The following is an 18,983-nucleotide window of genomic DNA, read 5'->3' on the forward strand; positions in this document are numbered from 1 at the left end:
GTTCGGGACACCCGTCGGAGCACGCTAACCAACCCGTGGTGCTCCTGTGAAGGTTGATGGCCGATATGCCCGATACATTTCCGTGACCTTCTGCGGCAGCCGGTCCGTCGGGCCGGTACAGCCCTCCGGAACTCACGCACCGTGGGCGAACCGTGCCGGTGAGCGCACAGTGGGGGTCCGTGCGGCCGATCCGGCCCGGGCTGTCGGTGCGGCCGCCTAGACTCGTGAAGCGATGAGCAGCCTCTTTGACGACAGTTTCCTGACCGGCCTCCAGAACGCTGAGGAAGGCCCCCCGCCGCCCCCCGAGGAGCACGCGCCCGAGGCGGTGCCGGAGGGCCTGTTCCAGGACGTCTTCGACAGCCCGCCGCCGCCCCGTGACGCGTACTACCGCGACGGTGCCCCGCGTCCCGTCGTCGACTCCGCGGCGCTGCTCGACGGGCTGAACACCGAACAGCGTGCCGCCGTCGTGCACGCCGGGTCCCCGCTGCTCATCGTCGCCGGAGCCGGTTCCGGCAAGACCAGGGTGCTCACGCACCGCATCGCGCACCTGCTCGCCGAGCGCGGGGTGCACCCGGGCCAGATCCTCGCGATCACCTTCACGAACAAGGCCGCGGGCGAGATGAAGGAGCGCGTCGAGGACCTCGTCGGCCCGCGCGCGAACGCCATGTGGGTCATGACCTTCCACAGCGCCTGCGTGCGGATCCTGCGCCGCGAGTCCAAGCTCCTCGGCTTCACCTCGTCGTTCTCGATCTACGACGCCGCCGACTCCAAGCGGCTCATGGCGCTGGTCTGCCGTGATCTCGACCTCGACCCGAAGCGCTACCCGCCGAAGTCGTTCACGGCGAAGGTCTCGAACCTCAAGAACGAGCTGATCGACGAGGAGACCTTCGCAGGTCAAGCGACCGACGGTTTCGAGAAGACGCTGGCCCAGGCCTACGCGCTCTACCAGGCGCGGCTGCGCGAGGCCAACGCCCTGGACTTCGACGACATCATCATGACGACGGTGCACCTGCTCCAGGCGTTCCCCGACGTCGCCGAGCACTACCGCCGGCGCTTCCGCCACGTCATGGTCGACGAGTACCAGGACACCAACCACGCCCAGTACACGCTGGTGCGCGAGCTGGTCGGCCCGGCCGGAGAGGCCGACGCCCCGGGGGAGCTCTGCGTCGTGGGTGACGCGGACCAGTCGATCTACGCCTTCCGCGGCGCGACCATCCGCAACATCCTCCAGTTCGAGGAGGACTACCCGGACGCGAAGACGATCATGCTGGAGCAGAACTACCGCTCCACCCAGACGATCCTCTCCGCCGCCAACGCCGTCATCGAGCGCAACGAGAGCCGCCGCCCCAAGAACCTCTGGACGAACGCCGGAGCAGGCACCCGGATCGCGGGCTACGTCGCCGACACCGAGCACGACGAGGCGCAGTTCGTCGCCGACGAGATCGACCGGCTGACGGACGCCGGGGAGGCGAAGGCGGGCGACGTCGCCGTCTTCTACCGCACCAACGCCCAGTCCCGTGTCTTCGAAGAGATCTTCATCCGTGTCGGGCTGCCCTACAAGGTCGTCGGCGGAGTGCGCTTCTACGAGCGCAAGGAGGTCAGGGACGTCCTGGCCTACCTCCGGGTCCTCTCCAACCCCGAGGACACCGTCCCGCTGCGCCGCATCCTCAACGTGCCCAAGCGCGGCATCGGCGACCGGGCCGAGGCGATGATCGACGCGCTGTCCATGCGCGAGAAGATCTCCTTCCCGCAGGCCCTGCGCCGGGTCGACGAGGCCTACGGAATGGCGGCCCGCTCGGCCAACGCCGTGAAGCGGTTCAACACGCTCATGGAGGAGCTCCGCACGATCGTGGAGTCCGGCGCCGGACCGGCGGTCGTGCTGGAGGCGGTCATGGAGCGCACCGGCTACCTCGCCGAGCTCCAGGCCTCCACCGACCCGCAGGACGAGACCCGCATCGAGAACCTCCAGGAGCTCGCCTCCGTCGCCCTGGAGTTCGAGCAGGAGCGGGCCGAGGACGAGGGCTCCGGGACACTCGCCGAGTTCCTGGAGAAGGTCGCGCTGGTCGCCGACGCCGACCAGATCCCCGACGAGGACGAGGACGGCTCCGGCGTCGTCACGCTGATGACGCTGCACACCGCCAAGGGCCTCGAATTCCCGGTGGTCTTCCTGACCGGCATGGAGGACGGCGTCTTCCCGCACATGCGCGCGCTGGGGCAGGTGAAGGAGCTGGAGGAGGAGCGCCGGCTCGCCTATGTGGGCATCACGCGCGCCCGCGAGCGCCTGTTCCTCACCAGGGCGGCGATGCGGAGTGCCTGGGGCCAGCCCTCGTACAACCCGCCCTCGCGCTTCCTCGAGGAGATCCCCGACCAGCACCTGGAGTGGAAGCGCAAGGGGCCGATGGCCGCTCCGGCGGGACCCACCTCGGGGATCACGTCGTCGCTGTCCTCGTCGCGCTCGAAGTCCGGGCCGTCGGGATTCGCGACCCGGCGGACGTCCGAGAAGCCCGTGGTCACCCTCGTGGCGGGGGACCGGGTCACCCACGACCAGTTCGGGCTGGGCACGGTGACCGCGGTCGAGGGGTTCGGCGACCAGGCCAAGGCGACGGTCGACTTCGGCGACGAGCGGCCGAAGAAGCTCCTGCTGCGTTACGCGCCGGTCGAGAAGCTCTGACTCAGTTCGGGTTGAGGCCGTGGCTGCGGAGCCACGGCATCGGGTCGATCGCCGAGCCGCCACCGGGCCGTACCTCGAAGTGCAGGTGCGGGCCGGTGGAGTTGCCGGAGCTGCCCGAATAGGCGATGACGTCGCCCGCCTTGACCGAACCCGACCGGATCTTGGTCGTGCTGAGGTGGCAGTACCAGGTCTCCGTGCCGTCGGCGGCGGTGACGATGGCCATGTTGCCGTAGGCGCTGTTCCACTGGGTGCGCACGGTGCCGTCGGTGGCCGCCATCACGGGCGTGCCGAAGGTCACCGGGAAGTCGATACCGGTGTGCACCGACATCCAGTTCACCCCGGCCTGGCCGTAGGTGGCGCTGAGGCCGTGCTGCGAGACGGGCAGCGCGAACTTGGGCCGCAGGGCCTCGCGGCGGGCGGCCTCCTCCTCGCGCTTCTTCTTCTCGGCCGCCTGGCGTTCCTTGAGGTCGAGGCGCTCCTGGGTGCGGCTCGCGCGGTCCGCGAAGTTCTCGGCGTCGGCGTTGAGGGCGGCCAGCTGGGTGTCCAGCGCGTTGTTGGCGACGGCGGTCTTGGTGGTCGCGGCGTCGGCGGCCGCCATCGACGTGGTCTCGTCCTTCGTCTCGTCGGCCCCGCCCACGCCGCCCACGGAGGCCGCGGCGATGCCCGCGACGCTCATGACGCAGGCGGAGGGCACGGCGACGGTGAGGAGGGCGGAGCGCTTCGCGGGCGTGCGACGGCGTCCCCGGCCGCCCCCGCGCGTGGCGGAGCGGGTCACGGGGCGCACGGCGGCGGAACTGGCGCCGGTGCTCAGGCCGACGACGTCCGGGATCTGCTCGGCGCTCTCCGCGCGGAGGGCTTCGTCGTGGTCGTCGGTGTGCGCGGACCCGGCGTCGTGCGCGGCGGCCTGCGCGAGGTCCTCGGTGTAGGCCGTGGGCATGTCGTAGACGTCGGGCCCCACGGGCTCCGGGCCGTACGGGTCGTCCTGCCCGCCGTGCGCCGCCGCGGGCTCGTCGTGCGATCCGGGCACGTCGTACGAGACGGCCGTGTCCTGCGCCCCAGCGACGTCGTGCGCGGCGAACTCGCCGGTCTCGTAGGCGTCGTAGGAGGACGTCTGCTGTTCGTACAGGGGATACGACGTCTGTTCGGATGCGTACGCGGCAGTCTCGGGCGTGGCGCCGGTGTTCCAGGCGGTGGCGTCGTACGTGCCGGTCTCGGGTGTCGCGTAGCTCTCGTACCCCGCGGTCTCGAAGGCGGGGGCGCTGTACGTCCCGGTGGTGTAGGCCGTGCTCTCGAAGGTCGTGGTGGCGAAGGCGCCGGTGTCTCCCGCGGCCCACTGGCCGGCGGCGCCGGTGTGGTCCCAACCGGCCGTGTCCCACTGGCCCGTCGTGTCGGCGGAGCCGTACTGGGCGGGGGCCGCCGCTTCGGAGGGCCAGGCCGCGGTGGTGTCGTAGCCCTGCGGCGCCTGCGGGTGACCCTGGACGCCATAGGCGTCGTACGCGGCCTGTTGGTGCGCCCCGGTGTCCCAGGCGCCCGAGTCGGTGCTGCCGTAGCCGCCGTCGTAGGCGGGGAAACCGCCGCCGTACGTCTCGTGGCCGGCGTCGTGCGGGCCGGGCAGGTTCCCGAAGAGCGGGTCGGTGTCGAAGCTGCCGGTGGGGGTGTCGTAATCGACGTACCCGGCGTGGGGGTGCTGGTCGTTCACCAACTTCTCTCTCGCCTCGGCAGCAGGACCTGTTCCGGGGGCCGGTGAGGGGACCCCGGGGTGAGCAGTGGCCGCGACTGTACCCGGCGGTATGCGAGGACGACAATCTTCGGCGGTCTCCGGCCGCACAGGAAACGGGCAATCGGCCGTCTTTCGGCGGACCGTCCACCGATGTTTGGCTCTATGTTCGAAAGTCGTTCTATTCGGTGGGGGAGTTGGTGACCATTCGTCACTCCGGGTCAGGCGGCGGAGGCCGTTCCGGGGGTGCCGATGACCGCCCCGTCGGACTCCAGCGCCTGCCGGATCGCGGACGCGACCGCCGGATGCACGGGCAGCGCCAGATGGCCGATGCCGGTGACGCGCACGTTCACGGCGTCGAGGTCCGGATGGTCCACACAAGCGGTCTCCACGGGCAGGATCACCCTGTCGAGCTCGCTCCAGAAGCTGACGAACCGTGTACGGCAGCCGGGAGCGGGGTGGCGCAGCTCCTCGATCAGGTCCGATCCGCTCCGCATCTGCCGGACGATGGGGTGCGCGCCGGCCAGCGGGGCGGCGGCGGTGCCGCCGTGCGGCGTGCCGAGGGTGACGAGGGTGCGCACCCGCCGGTCACCGCCCAGCCGCTGCACGTAGTACCGCGCTATCAGACCGCCGAGACTGTGGCCGACGATGTCGACCTCGTGGTGCCCGGTGCGGGCGCAGATCTCCTCGACGTGTCGGTCGAGCAGCTCGGCGGCCGTACGGATGTCACAGGTCAGCGGCGAGTAGTTGAGTGATTCCAGATGGTGCCAGCCGTGCCGGGCCAGGGAGCGGCGGAGCAGCACGAACACCGAGCGGTTGTCGATGAAACCGTGCAGCAGGACCACCGGCGGACGCTCGCCGATCGTCGAGGTAAGGGTGGTCGTTCCGGCCGAACGGGTGATCTGCTCGGATGCCGGTCCGGGATCCGGCCCGCCGGTGCGCCGGTCCGGAGCGGCGACGCCGGAATCCGGGCCGGGAGCGACGCCGGAATCAGGGCCGGGTGCGGCGCTGGTGGTGGAGCCGGTGGCGGTTGTGCCGGCGGAGTCGGGGCCGGAGCCGGGGTCGGCGTCGGCGTCGCATTCGGCGCCGGCGGCGGAGTCGGGGGAGGGCGCACGGCCCGCGTCCGCACGGGATCGCGCCGTGGGCGTCCTGCGCTCGGGGGTGAGCCCCGAGGGGTAGATGAGTACGTGCCCGGCCAGGATCACCAGCTCCAGCGCCGTGGCTCTGACCAGCGCAGAAGTGAGCCAGGCGGGGCGCGGGCAGAGTCTGCGTGACAGTAGGGGTAGGAAGGACAGGACCTTCATTGGCCGACCTCCTGCACTGGCATGCGGGGGAGGCGGCTCGCTGCCCCGCACACCCTCACGGGGACCGCGGCCGAGGCGCCCGGCGGCCCGGTGACGGGGCCGGGGGTCGCACCACCGTGCCGTGCGGCTGACGGCGCGGTGGTACGACGACCTCGAAGCGGCTCCCCCGGCGCCGTGCCCGCGCGGCCCGCAGGCCGCTCGATGCTCGGAACGACGCCTGGTGAACATGTCCCATGTGTGATTTCCCCCTCCCGGTCCACCGCGAAACGACGCTGTGCGGGATGCTGTGGATAACGTTCGTTCACATCCCCGGCCCTTCAGGCACGGGAGACGCATGTGGAGGCAGTGATGGGTGTGACCGGTCCGATCCGTGTGGTGGTTGCCAAGCCGGGCCTCGACGGCCATGACCGAGGCGCCAAGGTGATCGCACGGGCCCTGCGGGACGCGGGCATGGAGGTCATCTACACGGGGCTCCACCAGACCCCCGAGCAGATCGTGGACACGGCGATCCAGGAGGACGCCGACGCCATCGGGCTCTCGATCCTCTCGGGTGCGCACAACACGCTCTTCGCCAAGGTCATCGAGCTGCTGAAGGCACGCGACGCGGAGGACATCAAGGTGTTCGGCGGCGGCATCATCCCCGAGGCGGACATCGCACCGCTGAAGGAGCAGGGTGTCGCGGAGATCTTCACACCCGGTGCGACGACGACCTCGATCGTCGACTGGGTGAACGCCCACGTCCGCCAGCCCGCGGAGGCCTGATCGCGCGACCGTGCGGCAGGGCGCGTGGCCGGCTTTCGTTCCCGACTCTGCTCCGGGCGCGGGGGGCCGGCTCTGTTCCGGGGGCGCGCCCGGCGTTGCTCCGGGCGTCGGGGTCCGGCTCGGCTCCGGGCGTGGGGCGCCCGGCTCTGCTCCGGGCGTGGGGGCCGGGCGAACCGGAGCGCGCAGTTCAGCCCGCCTTCCCCGGTGCGAGCTCGGCATCCATGGCTGCGCGCAGACGCAGCGTGGACACCAGGCGCTGGAACGCCTCCGACCAGTAGCCGCCCGCGCCCGGTGACGCGCCCTCCGGTTCGTCCGGGGTGGTGGTGAGCACTTCGAGACGGTCCGCCTCGGCAGGGTTCAGGCAGCGCTCGGCGAGGCCCATCACCCCGCTGAAGCTCCACGGGTAACTCCCCGCGTCCCGGGCGATGTCGAGCGCGTCGACCACCGAGCGCCCGAGCGGTCCGTCCCAGGGCACCGGACAGACACCGAGCAGCTGGAACGCCTCGGACAGGCCGTGCGCGGCGATGAAGTCCGCGACCCACAGCGACCGTTCGGCCGGGGGGAGAGTGGACAGGAGTGTCGAGCGCTGGGCCAGTGATGCCGTCCCCGGACCGTTCGCCGGAGGAGTCGAGGGGGTGCCGAGCAGCGCTCGCGCCCATTCCGGGTCCCGTTGCCTGACAGCAGCCCGGCACCACGCCGCGTGCAGTTCCCCGCTCCAGCCGTCTGCCACCGGGAGCCCCACGAGCTCGCGCGCCCCGCGGCCCCCGAACCTCTCGGACCAGATGCCCAACGGGGTGGCCTCCACCAACTGACCCAGCCACCATGAGCGTTCGCCGCGGCCCGAGGGCGGCACCGGTATGACGCCGTCGCGTTCCATCCCCGTGTCGCACTCGTGGGGCGCCTCCACGGCTATGGACAGCGCGTCCCCCGTGCGGTCGGGGTTCACGCACGTCGTGGCGCGGGCGGCCATCCGCCCGGCGAGTGCCGAACCGGGAAGTGCCGACAGCAGCTCCGCAGCCGTGGCACGGACGTTGCGACTCCGGTCCGTCAGGGCTTCCTCCAGGAAGGTCTCGTCGGCACCCGACAGGCCGGCCCGCAAGGAGTCGAGGAACATCAGCCGGTCCTCGGCCCGTTCCGTGGGCCAGCTGCCGGCGAGAAGGGACCTGGCCGCTCCGGGATCCCGTTCCCTGAGCGCTCCGAGCAGCGCCACCCGCTCCGCGAAGAGCCCGTCCGGCCAGAGCCGGCGTACCGCCTCCGGATCGGTGGTGTCCGGCCGGTGCGCGCCCCGGGACGTGGCGCGCAGGGCGAACCTCCACTCCGGATTCAGGCCGGCCAGCCAGAGCCCGCGCGGCCCCGCGAACGCCAGGACGCGGGGGCGCAGATCCGTGCGCGCCCGCGCCGCGTCCAGCAGAGCGGGCAGCAGTTCCGCCGGTGCCCGGTAGCCGTGCGCCCCCGCCAAGGCCAGCCACTGGGGGATGAGTTCGGTGAGATCGGGAGTCGCTCCCCGCCGTCCGACGCCCGAGGGCGCCGACCGGTCGGCGAGCAGTTGGGCGAGCCGGCGCCGGGCTGCCGGGGGAAGGGGCGGCCGGGGATCGACGGGCGCGGGGGCCGGTGGGGCGGCTCCGGCGGCCGGACGAAGAGCGGCCCGGCGCTGCACGGTGTGCAGGGCTGCCAGGTCCAGCAGGGCCTGCGGCCCGGCGGGGCGTCCACTCTCCGCTGTCAGGGGACGACGGTCTGTGCCGAGCAGCGCCGAGGTGACGAGGTCGTCCCAGGAAGGGCCCATCGGCGTACGGGCCGTCGTCTGTGTGGTGGACATCGAGGTCCCCTCCAGTCCAGTCCAGTTGTCCGGGAATCGCGGATCGGGAGCACGGGGTGCAGCCGGGGTTCGGCACCACCCGTATGAGTTCCGGCCCCGTACGGGCTTGGCCTCCCTACGGGTTCGGGCCCCGTACAGGTCCGGCCCCCGCACGGCATGGGCGGCCTGGGAATCAGAGGAGTGCCACGGGCCCCCTCGTGCCGACGTCGTCCGAGGCGTGTGAGGTGTGCGGGATGTCCGAGGTGTGCCGGGTGTCCGAGGTGTCCGAGGTGTCCGAGGTGTGCCGGGTGTGCGAGGTGTCCGGGGGCCAGGCCGCGAGCGGCTCGAAGCCCCGATGCCCGCACAAGCCGAAGACCGTCAGCGGTCGGCCTCCTGAGAGCGCCACGAGCTTCCACAGGCCCGGCCGGGACAGTGCTGATGCGGTGACCGGTACCGCGGACGTGTCCGCGCCGACCAGTCGCCAGCCCTCCTCGGACGGTGCGGGTATGACGCCGCACAGCACGGCCGGCCAGGCGTCCAGCCAGGGGTCGTCCCGCAGTGCCCGGCCGTACGCGGTGAGTGCGTCGGCCGTCGTAGTGCCCGGAGGAGGGGACGGATCGGCGCCCGGATCCCCGAACTGCCGCCCGAGCTCGCCCCTGAGCCGGCCGCCTCCGGGATGGAACGTGACCTCCGCGTCGATCACGGTGCCCACCGGAAGCGACCGGTCCGGAGCGCGTCCCGCCGCACCGTAGGACAGCAGCAGCGCCGTGCGCCCGGAGGCCCTGCCGTGCAGCCAGATGCGGCGGGTGACGACCCTGCCGTCCGGCACGTCGTACTGGGCGAGGACCAGCCAGTGGTCACGGACGGCCGGTCCCTCGGCGGACGCCGTCAGTCCCACCCGCGTGCGCACGGTCGCGGCCAGCGGCGCGGGGAGTCCGCCGATGCCGAGCCAGGCGGTGTCCAGCAGGTGCAGCAGAGCGCACTCCTCCAGCAGCCGCACGGGCCAGCCGGCCCCCGAAGCGGCCACCTCGCCCAACTGACGCACCCGGCGCGCGAGCCCTGGGGCCTGGGCGTCGACCATGCGGGCTGCCGTCTCCTCCCACAGCGGGTGACCGGGATCCCCGACCGACGCGAGCCCGACGCGCAGCAGATCGGTGAGTCGCTGCTCCAGCTCCTGAGTCCCGCCCGTGATGCGCTCGGCCCTGCGGACGGCGCGCCGCCGCGCCGCGAGTGCCCGGTCGGCGGCTCCGCCGTCCACCGCGGGCCCCCCGCCCGTCGCGGCGCCGTCCGCCCCGGCCGCCGTGGTGTCGGCGCGGACGTCCGACAGCCACTCCGCGACCCAGACGGGCGGCTCCGCGCTCCGCCGCAGCACGGGCCGGTCGCCGACATGGAGGAGCAGCAACTCCAGGGTGTGCGGGCAGGGAGGTCTCACCGGGGCGCAACTGCACGTGTACAGGCCTTCGTCCAAAGCGGCCGCCGTGCGGTGCGGTGCGCCGTCATCCGTCGCCCGCAGCCCCCACACCACCCCGGGACCGGCGGTCCCCGCGCCGGACCACAGACGCTCCGACGCCGTCATGCGCACGGCATCGCGCGACGCCCCGTCAGGAGCCAGAGCCAGCACGTCGTCCACGGTCCAGCGCGCCACTGGCCCTGCGGTGCGCGCTGATTCCTCCCCCTGTGAAAGCAGCATGGCACCGACGGTAGGACGTACCACTGACAAAGGGCTCCGACCTGCGCTTCTCCGACAGCCCTCAGCCGCGCGAGCGTGTCCGGGACCGGCCCGCGAGACCGCCGGACGAGCCGATGAGATGTGAGGCCGGGACGACCCGCCCCGGCCCCGCGACCTGCCCGGAACCGGTCCCGGTCCGACGGAGCGGGCCGATTGTCAGTGCCATGGTGCACGGTGGAAAACGCATCGGTTCGACCGATTCGGAGGGGGATCCATGACCGTGTCCGCGCAGCCCGGCGCAGCCGGCGGCCAAGTGCTGAGACCGCATGCCGAGCACGACTTCGCCGACGAGCTGAAAGCGCTCGCGGCCGCCGACGACCGTCCCAGACCGGCCCGTTGGAAGCTCTCGCCCTGGGCCGTCTCCACCTATCTGCTGGGCGGGACGCTCCCCGGCGGCGTGGTGATCACCCCGAAGTACGTGGGTCCGCGCCGTCTCGTCGAGGTCGCCGTGACCACGCTCGCCACCGACCGCGCCCTGCTGCTCCTCGGAGTGCCGGGCACCGCCAAGACCTGGGTCTCCGAGCATCTCGCGGCGGCCGTCAGCGGGGACTCGACCCTGCTGGTCCAGGGCACGGCCGGCACCCCCGAGGAAGCCGTCCGCTACGGCTGGAACTACGCCCAGCTGCTGGCCGGCGGACCGAGCCGCGAGGCGCTGGTGCCGAGCCCGGTCATGCGGGCCATGACCGAGGGCATGACCGCCAGGATCGAGGAACTCACCCGTATCCCGGCCGACGTGCAGGACGCGCTCATCACGATCCTGTCGGAGAAGACGCTTCCGGTGCCCGAGCTCGGACAGGAGGTCCAGGCCGTCCAGGGGTTCAACCTCATCGCCACGGCCAACGATCGCGACCGGGGGGTCAACGAGCTGTCCGGGGCGCTGCGCCGCCGTTTCAACACCGTCGTCCTGCCGCTGCCCGCGACCGCCGAGGCCGAGGTGGACATCGTGTCGCGGCGCGTCGCTCGGATCGGACGCTCCCTCGAACTCCCGGCGGCCCCTGACGGCATGGCCGAGATCCGGCGCGTCGTCACGGTCTTCCGCGAACTGCGCGAGGGCGTCACCACGGACGGCCGCACGAGGCTCAAGTCCCCTTCCGGCACGCTGTCCACCGCCGAGGCCATCTCCGTCGTGACCGGAGGTCTCGCCCTGGCGGCCCACTTCGGCGACGGCGTGCTCCGCCCCCACGACGTGGCGGCCGGGATCCTCGGCGCCGTCGTCCGCGACCCCGCCGCCGACGGTGTGATCTGGCAGGAGTACGTGGAGACCGTGGTCAGGGAGCGGGACGGCTGGAAGGACTTCTACCGTGCCTGCCGGGAGGCCTCCGCATGACGCCCCGCGCGCCGGTGCCGACCGCGTCCCGGGGGCCGTTGCTCCTGGGCGTGCGCCACCACGGCCCGGGTTCCGCCCGCGCGGTCCTCGCGGCCCTGGACGCCGCCCGCCCGCGGGCGGTGCTCGTAGAGGGCCCTCCGGAGGGCGACGCGCTGCTGCCGCTCGCCGCCGACGACGGCATGCGCCCGCCCGTCGCGCTGCTCGCCCACGCCGTGGACGACCCGGGGCGTGCCGCGTTCTGGCCGCTGGCCGACTTCTCGCCCGAGTGGGTGGCGATCCGCTGGGCACTGGAGCACGGCGTCCCGGTGCGTTTCGTGGATCTGCCGGCGGCCAATTCCCTTGCGTTGAGTGGAGATCCCGAGGGTGGGCCGGACACCCCGGAGGAGCCGAGCGGGAGCGAACGGGGGATCGATCCGCTCGGGATCCTGGCCGCGACCGCGGGTCACGACGATCCCGAGCGGTGGTGGGAGGACGTCGTCGAACACCGTGGGCAGACCGGCCCCCAGGCCGCCGACGCGCGCGCCCCGCTCGCCCCGTTCGCCGCGCTCGCCGAAGCGATGACGGTGCTGCGCGAGGCGTACGGCGACGGGGGACATCCCCAGGACGCGGTCCGGGAGGCCTGCATGCGCCTTCAGCTGCGGGCCGCCCGGAAGGAGTTCGGCGACGACATCGCCGTGGTGTGCGGTGCCTGGCACGTCCCCGCGCTCGCCACGAGGACGACGGTCGCCGCCGACCGGTCCCTCCTCAAGGGGATCCCCAAGGTCAGGACCGAGCTGACCTGGGTGCCGTGGACCCACCGCAGACTCGCCCGGCGCAGCGGATACGGCGCGGGCATCGAGTCCCCCGGCTGGTACGGGCACCTCTTCGGTTCCCCCGACCGGCCGGTCGAACGCTGGATGACGAAGGTCGCCGGCCTGCTTCGCGAAGAGGACCGGCCCGTGTCACCGGCCCATGTCATCGAGTCGGTGCGGCTCGCGGAGACCTTGGCGGCCCTGCGGGACCGGCCCGCCGTGGGTCTGGCGGAAGCCACCGACGCGGTGCGGGCCGTCATGTGCGAGGGCTCCGACGTGCCGCTGGCCCTGGTGCGGGACCGTCTCGTCGTCGGCGCGATCCTCGGCGAGGTGCCGGAGGGCGCCCCCGCTGTTCCGCTCCAGCGGGACCTGGCCGGACAGCAGCGCTCGCTCAGGCTCAGGCCCGAGGCGGAGCCGCGCGACCTCGAACTCGATCTGCGCAAGGACAACGACGCGGCCCGCAGCAGGCTGCTGCACAGACTGCACCTCCTGGGAGTGGCCTGGGGCGAACCCGTCGCTGGCCGGGGCAGCACGGGCACGTTCCGGGAGACCTGGCGGCTGAGCTGGGAACCCGAGCTCTTCGTACGGGTCGCCGAGGCCGGGGTGTGGGGCACCACCGTGCTCGCCGCCGCGACGGCGAAGGCCGAGTCGGACGCCGTGTCGGCGCCCTCACTCGCCGCGGTCACCGCGCTCGCCGAGCGGTGCCTGCTGGCCGGCCTGCCCGCTGCACTCACCGTCGTGATGCGGGCGTTGTCCGACCGGGCCGCCCTCGACGCCGATGTCGGCCACCTCGCCGACGCCCTGCCCGCCCTGGCCCGCTCCCTGCGCTACGGGGATGTCCGGTCCACCGGCACCACGGCTCTGGCGGCGGTCGCGGCCGGCATCGCCGAGCGCGTCTGCGTGGGCCTGCCGCCCGCCTGCACCGGCCTCGCCCCGGAGAGCGCGGCGAAGGCGCACGACCGGCTGGACGCCGTGCACGGCGCGATCGGACTGCTCACCGACGTCTCGCCGACGGACGGGCTGAAGGGCGGGCCGACGGACGGGTTGAAGGACGGGCCGGCGGACGGGCTGAAGGACCGGTGGACCGTGACCCTGCGCAGGCTCTCGTCGAGGGACGCCGTTGCCGGCCGGGTCCGGGGACGCGCTGCCCGGCTGCTCCTCGACGAAGGACGGGCCTCCGAGGACGGGACGGCGCGGCTGGTGAGCCTGGCGCTGTCCCCGGGCACACCGCCTGCCGAGGCCGCCGAGTGGATCGAGGGCTTCGCCGGGGGACCGTCCGGCGGCATGCTGCTCGTCCACGACGAACGGCTGCTCTCCCTCGTCGACACCTGGCTGACGGGCATACCGGCGGAGACGTTCGTCGGCGTGCTGCCCCTGCTGCGCCGTACGTTCGCGGCCTACGAGCCCGCTGTGCGCCGTGCGCTGGGCGAACTCGCCCGGCGGGGGCCGGACCGCGGGGGAGCGCACGGGGAGAGCGGTGCCTTCACACCCGGCTTCGGCCGCTCGGCCGACGAGGCGCGGGCGGACGCCGTGACGCCGGTGGTGCGACAACTCCTCGGCCTCGCCACCCCGGAGGGGCGGGTGGCGGCGGGATGACCGGACAGTGCACGCGTCCCGGACCGGAGCACCGGCAACAGGACCGGCATCGGGATCAGCAACAGGACCGGCATCGGGATCAGCAACAGGAACAGGAGCAGTCCGTGGTGGCGTCACCGGAGGAGGACGAGAGGCTGCGGCGCTGGCGTCTGGTGCTGGGCGCGGACGGCACCGAGGGCACGGGACACCCGCTCACGGGCCGCGACGCGGCGATGGACGGCGCGCTGACCTCGCTCTACGGCGGCGGGAGACCCGGTGGCCGTGGCGGATCCGAGCGTTCCGCGGGCCTCGGGGCGTCCGCCCCGTCCGCGGCCCGGTGGCTCGGTGACATCCGTACGTACTTCCCGGTCCCCGTCGTCCAGGTCATGCAGCGTGACGCGATCGATCGGCTCGGTCTGTCCGCGCTGCTGCTGGAACCGGAGATGCTGGAGGCCGTGGAGCCGGACGTCCACCTCGTCGGCACCCTCCTCTCGCTCGGCAAGGCCATGCCCGAGACGACGAGGGAGACCGCCCGGTCGGTCGTTCGCAAGGTCACCCAGGACCTGGAGCGCCGGCTCGCCGCCAGGACGAGGGCCGTGCTCACCGGTGCTCTGGACCGCTCGGCGAGGACCCGTCGGCCACGCAGGCCCGACATCGACTGGGACCGCACGATCCGGGCCAACCTCAAGAACTACGTCACGCTTCCCGGGCGGGGAGGGGCCGGCACGGTGATCCCCGAGCGTCTGGTCGGATTCGGGCGCACCGGCCGGTCGGTGGGGAAGGAGGTCATCCTCTGCGTCGACCAGTCGGGTTCCATGGCGTCCTCCGTCGTCCACGCCGCGGTCTTCGGCGCGGTCCTCGCCTCCATGCGCAGTCTGGCGACGCGGCTCGTCGTGTTCGACACATCCGTCGTCGACCTCACGGACGAACTGGATGACCCCGTCGACGTCCTGTTCGGGACGCGGCTCGGCGGCGGTACGGACATCAACCGCGCCCTCGCGTACGTCCAGTCGAGGATCACCCGGCCCGCCGACACCGTCGTCGTCCTGATCAGCGACCTCCACGAGGGGGGCATCAAGGACGAGATGGTCCGGCGCGCCGCCGCGATGAAGGCGTCGGGGGTGCGCTTCGTGACCCTGCTGGCGCTCTCGGACGACGGTGCGCCCTCCTACGACCACGAGCACGCGGCCGCGATGAGTGCGCTGGGCACCCCCGCGTTCGCCTGCACCCCGGACCTCTTTCCCGAGGTCATGGCCGCGGCGATCGAGGGACGGCCGCTGCCGGTACCGGAGGGCGGCGGGTGAGGGGCCATGGAGCGTCCGTCCGGACGGACCCCCTTCCGGGCGGGCCGCCGTGGCGCCGGCGCGTCCTACCGGCGGCGCACCCCGGCCGTGCTCCCTCACGCGGGGCGGTCCCGGAGGTCCTGCGGAGGAGGCGTTTTGTCCTCCGGACCCCGGTCACCAGCGCGATCTGTGACCGTTATCACCGTTCAGGTGTGATCTGCAATTTAGGGTCCGACGTGGCGCGGGGATAACCTGCCGGATGGACATGCCGCGTACCCGGTGACCGTGTGCGCCTCCCTAGTGACTGCGCAGTCACGTTGCCCTCGCGGCACGCCCACGCAGATAACGAACCGCGAGACCACTAAAAGGGACGGACGCGCGTGGACCTGTTCGAGTACCAGGCGAGGGACCTCTTCGCCAAGCACGGTGTACCGGTGCTGGCCGGTGAAGTGATCGACACGCCTGAGGCAGCCCGCGAGGCGACCGAGCGGCTGGGCGGCAAGTCCGTCGTCAAGGCGCAGGTGAAGGTCGGCGGCCGCGGCAAGGCCGGCGGCGTCAAGCTGGCCGCCGACGCCGACGAGGCGGTCGCCCGTGCGACCGACATCCTCGGCATGGACATCAAGGGCCACACGGTCCACAAGGTGATGATCGCCGAGCTGTCCCCGGAGATCGAGGCGGAGTACTACGTCTCGTACCTCCTCGACCGCACCAACCGCACCTTCCTCGCCATGGCGTCGGTGCAGGGCGGCATGGACATCGAGGAGGTCGCGGAGAAGACCCCCGAGGCCCTCGCGAAGGTCCCGGTCAACGCCGTCGACGGCGTCGACATCGAGAAGGCCCGCGAGATCGTGGCCCAGGCGAAGTTCCCGGCCGACGTGGCCGAGGGTGTCGCCGAGGCCATGGTGACCCTGTGGGACACCTTCGTCGCCGAGGACGCGCTCCTCGTCGAGGTCAACCCGCTGGTCAAGACGAAGGACGGCCGCATCCTGGCCCTGGACGGAAAGGTGTCTCTCGACGAGAACGCCGACTTCCGCCAGCCCGGCCACGAGGCGCTGGAGGACAAGGCCGCGGCCAACCCCCTCGAGGCCGCCGCGAAGGCCAAGAACCTCAACTACGTCAAGCTCGAGGGCGAGGTCGGCATCATCGGTAACGGCGCCGGTCTGGTCATGTCGACCCTGGACGTCGTCGCGTACGCCGGTGAGAACCACGGCAACGTGAAGCCCGCCAACTTCCTCGACATCGGTGGCGGCGCCTCCGCAGAGGTCATGGCGAACGGTCTCGAGATCATCCTCGGCGACCCGGACGTCAAGTCCGTCTTCGTCAACGTCTTCGGCGGCATCACCGCCTGCGACGAGGTCGCCAACGGCATCGTCCAGGCCCTGGAGCTGCTCAAGTCCAAGGGCGAGGACGTCACCAAGCCGCTGGTCGTGCGCCTCGACGGCAACAACGCGGAGCTGGGTCGCAAGATCCTCTCCGACGCCAACCACCCGCTGGTTCAGCGCGTGGACACCATGGACGGCGCGGCCGACAAGGCCGCCGAGCTCGCCGCGGCTGCGAAGTAAGGGACGAGGGACTCCAACACCATGGCTATCTTCCTCACCAAGGACAGCAAGGTCATCGTCCAGGGGATGACCGGCGCCACGGGCATGAAGCACACCAAGCTCATGCTGGCCGACGGCACCAACATCGTCGGTGGCGTGAACCCCCGCAAGGCGGGCACGACCGTTGACTTCGACGGCACCGAGGTACCCGTCTTCGGGTCCGTCGCCGAGGCGATGGAGAAGACCGGCGCCGACGTGTCGGTCCTCTTCGTGCCGCCGGCCTTCGCGAAGGCCGCGGTCGTCGAGGCGATCGACGCCGAGATCCCGCTCGCCGTCGTGATCACCGAGGGCATCGCCGTCCACGACTCGGCCGCCTTCTGGGCGTACGCCGGTTCGAAGGGCAACAAGACCCGGATCATCGGCCCGAACTGCCCCGGCCTGATCACCCCCGGCCAGTCCAACGCCGGCATCATCCCGGGCGACATCACCAAGCCCGGCCGCATCGGTCTCGTGTCCAAGTCCGGCACGCTGACCTACCAGATGATGTACGAGCTGCGTGACATCGGCTTCTCGTCCGCCGTCGGCATCGGTGGCGACCCGGTCATCGGCACCACCCACATCGACGCCCTCGCGGCGTTCGAGGCGGACCCCGACACCGACCTCATCGTGATGATCGGCGAGATCGGTGGCGACGCCGAGGAGCGTGCCGCCGACTACATCGCATCGAGCGTCACGAAGCCGGTCGTCGGCTACGTCGCGGGCTTCACCGCCCCGGAGGGCAAGACCATGGGCCACGCCGGCGCCATCGTCTCCGGTTCCTCCGGCACCGCCGCGGCCAAGAAGGAGGCCCTCGAGGCCGCCGGCGTCAAGGTCGGCAAGACGCCGACCGAGACCGCCAAGCTGGCCCGCGAGATCCTCGGCGGCTGACCGCCCGAGGCGGCGTCACCGCGCATCGCGGAACGGCGCGGGCCCGCACCCTGTCCTCGACGGGGTGCGGGCCCGCGCCGTTCGCGTGTCGGAGGGCAGCCGCCCCACTCTTCCGGGTGCCGGGCGGGCGGCTCGGTCAGGGGATCCGCGGCACCAGCCGCTCCGGCCCGTGCACGAGCTTCTCCCGCAGCGCCTTCTGCAGTTTCAGGTCCTGGGGCGTCAGCCGCTCCGGTCCGCCCCTCGGTGGGACACCGCCCACGCGCTGGGGAGGCGAGAGCGGTTGTTCGTACTGCGTGGGGGCCGTGTGCAGGGTGAAGCCCGTCGCTCCGATCAGCAGCGCACCGAAACACATCGCCGCCCGCGTCCAGAGTTCCGCGACGCGCTCGCTGCCCCTGCGCACCGACGGGGCGCTGGGCGGTTCGGGCACGTCCTCGGCCAGCGCGAGAGCGCCGAGCCGCTCCTGGAAGAGGGCGGTCCGGCCGCCGGGATCCCCCGTGGGTCCGGCCAGCTCGGGGACCGACTCGGCGAGGGCCGCCCTGGCGTTCAGCAGACGGTTCGCCGCGGCGGGCGTGCTGGCCTCGGTCTCGGCCGCCGTCTCCGGCAGCCCCAGCCCGACACCGTCGTGGAGCAGCAGCGTGCGGCGGTACGAGGGCGGCAGCGCGAGCAGCGCGGCCAGCAGCGCCTTCCTCCCGGGCTCGTCGGGCAGGGTGTCGGGGTGGCGGTGGGTGCGCCGCGCGCGGTGCCAGGGCGACATCGCGTACTCGTACGCCGCCGCCCGTGCCCAGCCCGCGGGGTCCCGGTCCCTGGCCACCTCGGGCCAGCGCTGCCAGGCGATCCGGAAGGCGTGCTCGACGGCCTCCCGGGACAACAGCCGACGGCCGGTCAGGAGGTACATCTGGCGCGTCAGTCCGGGCGCCGTGAGGTCGTACAGGCTGTCGAACGCGGCCTCGGCCGTGAGGACCGGCCGCGTCGGTGCCGGGCCGGGGACACCGCCGTCGGGCGCTACGGGTGCCGGGGCGGCCTGCGTGGTGGCCGTCGGCCGGGGTGGTGCGGCGACCGATGGTCCGGTGCCGTCAGCCCCTGGACCGCGCTCCGGCGCCGCGAGGCGCGATGACGGCGCATCAGCTGCCGTCGCGTCAGGCGCCACGTCCGTGGCGGGGTCGGCCGGGGCGCTCGCGGTGGCGCCGGTGCCGGGCTCTGTCGGGGACATCGTGCTGCTCCCGGTGGCTTCGACGGCGGAGGGGTGCGGCGTGGTGCGGGGGTCGGCGGAGCCGATCAGCCGGGCGTACGCCGCGCGGCGGCGGCCGCGTGGCGTCGTGCGCCCCGTCTCCCAGGCGCGGACGGTGGCCGGCGTGACGCCCATGGCCGCCGCGACCTGCTCCTCACTCAGTGACCTGGCCTCGCGCAGCCTGCGGCGCTCCTTGGGGGAGGGCAACGGGGTGGCGCAGGACGGGCCCGTGACGCTCCGTGTCATGTGCGACCTCCGTCCCCGATGACACTGCACCGGGTGAAAAAGTACATAAGCGTATATTGAGCGACACAGCGGCCATTCGCCCGTTAC

General features: G+C 72.5%; 12 protein-coding genes. 7 read left to right on the top strand and 5 right to left on the bottom strand.

The window, feature by feature from the left end; genetic code table 11:
* Positions 1–232 precede the first annotated feature (232 nt).
* Entirely contained in the window at positions 233–2,671 is a 2,439-nt protein-coding gene (gene pcrA, locus ACFYY2_RS06355; protein ID WP_388737671.1) for a DNA helicase PcrA, read from the top strand.
* 1 nt (position 2,672) lies between these two features.
* On the opposite strand, the gene ACFYY2_RS06360 is transcribed toward pcrA, so the two are convergent.
* Both ACFYY2_RS06360 and ACFYY2_RS06365 read right to left on the bottom strand, forming a co-directional pair.
* Positions 2,673–4,370, bottom strand: a complete 1,698-nt coding sequence (locus ACFYY2_RS06360; RefSeq protein ID WP_388737674.1) for a peptidoglycan DD-metalloendopeptidase family protein — start codon at positions 4,368–4,370, stop codon at positions 2,673–2,675.
* A gap of 239 nt (positions 4,371–4,609) precedes the next feature.
* Positions 4,610–5,692 carry an esterase/lipase family protein gene (locus ACFYY2_RS06365; RefSeq protein WP_388737677.1) on the bottom strand — a complete coding sequence of 361 codons (1,083 nt, stop codon included), beginning with the start codon at positions 5,690–5,692 and terminating at the stop codon, positions 4,610–4,612.
* A gap of 348 nt (positions 5,693–6,040) precedes the next feature.
* On the opposite strand from ACFYY2_RS06365, the gene ACFYY2_RS06370 reads away from it, so the two are divergent.
* On the top strand, positions 6,041–6,454 hold the full coding sequence (locus ACFYY2_RS06370; RefSeq protein ID WP_388737679.1) for a cobalamin B12-binding domain-containing protein: 414 nt from the start codon (positions 6,041–6,043) through the stop codon (positions 6,452–6,454).
* Positions 6,455–6,641: 187 nt separating this feature from the next.
* Here ACFYY2_RS06370 and ACFYY2_RS06375 read toward each other — a convergent pair whose 3' ends face one another.
* Complete coding sequence (locus ACFYY2_RS06375) at positions 6,642–8,270, bottom strand: DUF5691 domain-containing protein (RefSeq protein ID WP_388737682.1); 1,629 nt, start codon at positions 8,268–8,270, stop codon at positions 6,642–6,644.
* Between the two features lie 172 nt (positions 8,271–8,442).
* Positions 8,443–9,939 (bottom strand): SWIM zinc finger family protein, encoded by a 1,497-nt coding sequence (locus tag ACFYY2_RS06380; RefSeq protein ID WP_388737685.1) that lies wholly within the window; start codon positions 9,937–9,939, stop codon positions 8,443–8,445.
* Positions 9,940–10,192: 253 nt separating this feature from the next.
* On the opposite strand from ACFYY2_RS06380, the gene ACFYY2_RS06385 reads away from it, so the two are divergent.
* The 5 genes from ACFYY2_RS06385 to sucD all read left to right on the top strand — a co-directional run bounded on the left by ACFYY2_RS06385 (position 10,193) and on the right by sucD (position 17,422).
* Positions 10,193–11,305, top strand: a complete 1,113-nt coding sequence (locus ACFYY2_RS06385) for an AAA family ATPase (RefSeq protein ID WP_388737688.1) — start codon at positions 10,193–10,195, stop codon at positions 11,303–11,305.
* Positions 11,302–13,692 carry a DUF5682 family protein gene (locus ACFYY2_RS06390; RefSeq protein WP_388737691.1) on the top strand — a complete coding sequence of 797 codons (2,391 nt, stop codon included), beginning with the start codon at positions 11,302–11,304 and terminating at the stop codon, positions 13,690–13,692. The genes ACFYY2_RS06385 and ACFYY2_RS06390 overlap by 4 nt, the downstream gene beginning before the upstream one ends.
* Before the next feature lie 104 nt (positions 13,693–13,796).
* Positions 13,797–14,975 carry a VWA domain-containing protein gene (locus ACFYY2_RS06395; RefSeq protein WP_388737694.1) on the top strand — a complete coding sequence of 393 codons (1,179 nt, stop codon included), beginning with the start codon at positions 13,797–13,799 and terminating at the stop codon, positions 14,973–14,975.
* A 359-nt stretch (positions 14,976–15,334) separates the two neighbouring features.
* Complete coding sequence (gene sucC, locus ACFYY2_RS06400) at positions 15,335–16,516, top strand: ADP-forming succinate--CoA ligase subunit beta (RefSeq protein WP_388737697.1); 1,182 nt, start codon at positions 15,335–15,337, stop codon at positions 16,514–16,516.
* A 21-nt stretch (positions 16,517–16,537) separates the two neighbouring features.
* Positions 16,538–17,422: a succinate--CoA ligase subunit alpha gene (gene sucD / locus ACFYY2_RS06405; protein WP_329040114.1), complete on the top strand. Its 885-nt coding sequence runs from the start codon at positions 16,538–16,540 to the stop codon at positions 17,420–17,422.
* Between the two features lie 136 nt (positions 17,423–17,558).
* Here the strand turns inward: sucD and ACFYY2_RS06410 are convergent, their stop codons facing one another.
* Positions 17,559–18,896: a sigma factor-like helix-turn-helix DNA-binding protein gene (locus ACFYY2_RS06410; protein WP_388737701.1), complete on the bottom strand. Its 1,338-nt coding sequence runs from the start codon at positions 18,894–18,896 to the stop codon at positions 17,559–17,561.
* Between the last annotated feature and the right edge of the window lie 87 nt (positions 18,897–18,983).

The sequence above is a fragment of the Streptomyces sp. NPDC001822 genome, from assembly GCF_042892135.1.
Classification (GTDB): domain Bacteria; phylum Actinomycetota; class Actinomycetes; order Streptomycetales; family Streptomycetaceae; genus Streptomyces.

Excerpts from the sequence above, each read along its gene's own strand:
- pcrA (WP_388737671.1), top strand. The coding sequence starts at position 233 with ATGAGCAGCCTCTTTGACGACAGTTTCCTGACCGGCCTCCAGAACGCT.
- ACFYY2_RS06365 (WP_388737677.1), bottom strand. The coding sequence starts at position 5,692 with ATGAAGGTCCTGTCCTTCCTACCCCTACTGTCACGCAGACTCTGCCCG.
- ACFYY2_RS06370 (WP_388737679.1), top strand. The coding sequence starts at position 6,041 with ATGGGTGTGACCGGTCCGATCCGTGTGGTGGTTGCCAAGCCGGGCCTC.
- ACFYY2_RS06375 (WP_388737682.1), bottom strand. The coding sequence starts at position 8,270 with ATGTCCACCACACAGACGACGGCCCGTACGCCGATGGGCCCTTCCTGG.
- ACFYY2_RS06380 (WP_388737685.1), bottom strand. The coding sequence starts at position 9,939 with ATGCTGCTTTCACAGGGGGAGGAATCAGCGCGCACCGCAGGGCCAGTG.
- ACFYY2_RS06385 (WP_388737688.1), top strand. The coding sequence starts at position 10,193 with ATGACCGTGTCCGCGCAGCCCGGCGCAGCCGGCGGCCAAGTGCTGAGA.
- ACFYY2_RS06390 (WP_388737691.1), top strand. The coding sequence starts at position 11,302 with ATGACGCCCCGCGCGCCGGTGCCGACCGCGTCCCGGGGGCCGTTGCTC.
- sucD (WP_329040114.1), top strand. The coding sequence starts at position 16,538 with ATGGCTATCTTCCTCACCAAGGACAGCAAGGTCATCGTCCAGGGGATG.
- ACFYY2_RS06410 (WP_388737701.1), bottom strand. The coding sequence starts at position 18,896 with ATGACACGGAGCGTCACGGGCCCGTCCTGCGCCACCCCGTTGCCCTCC.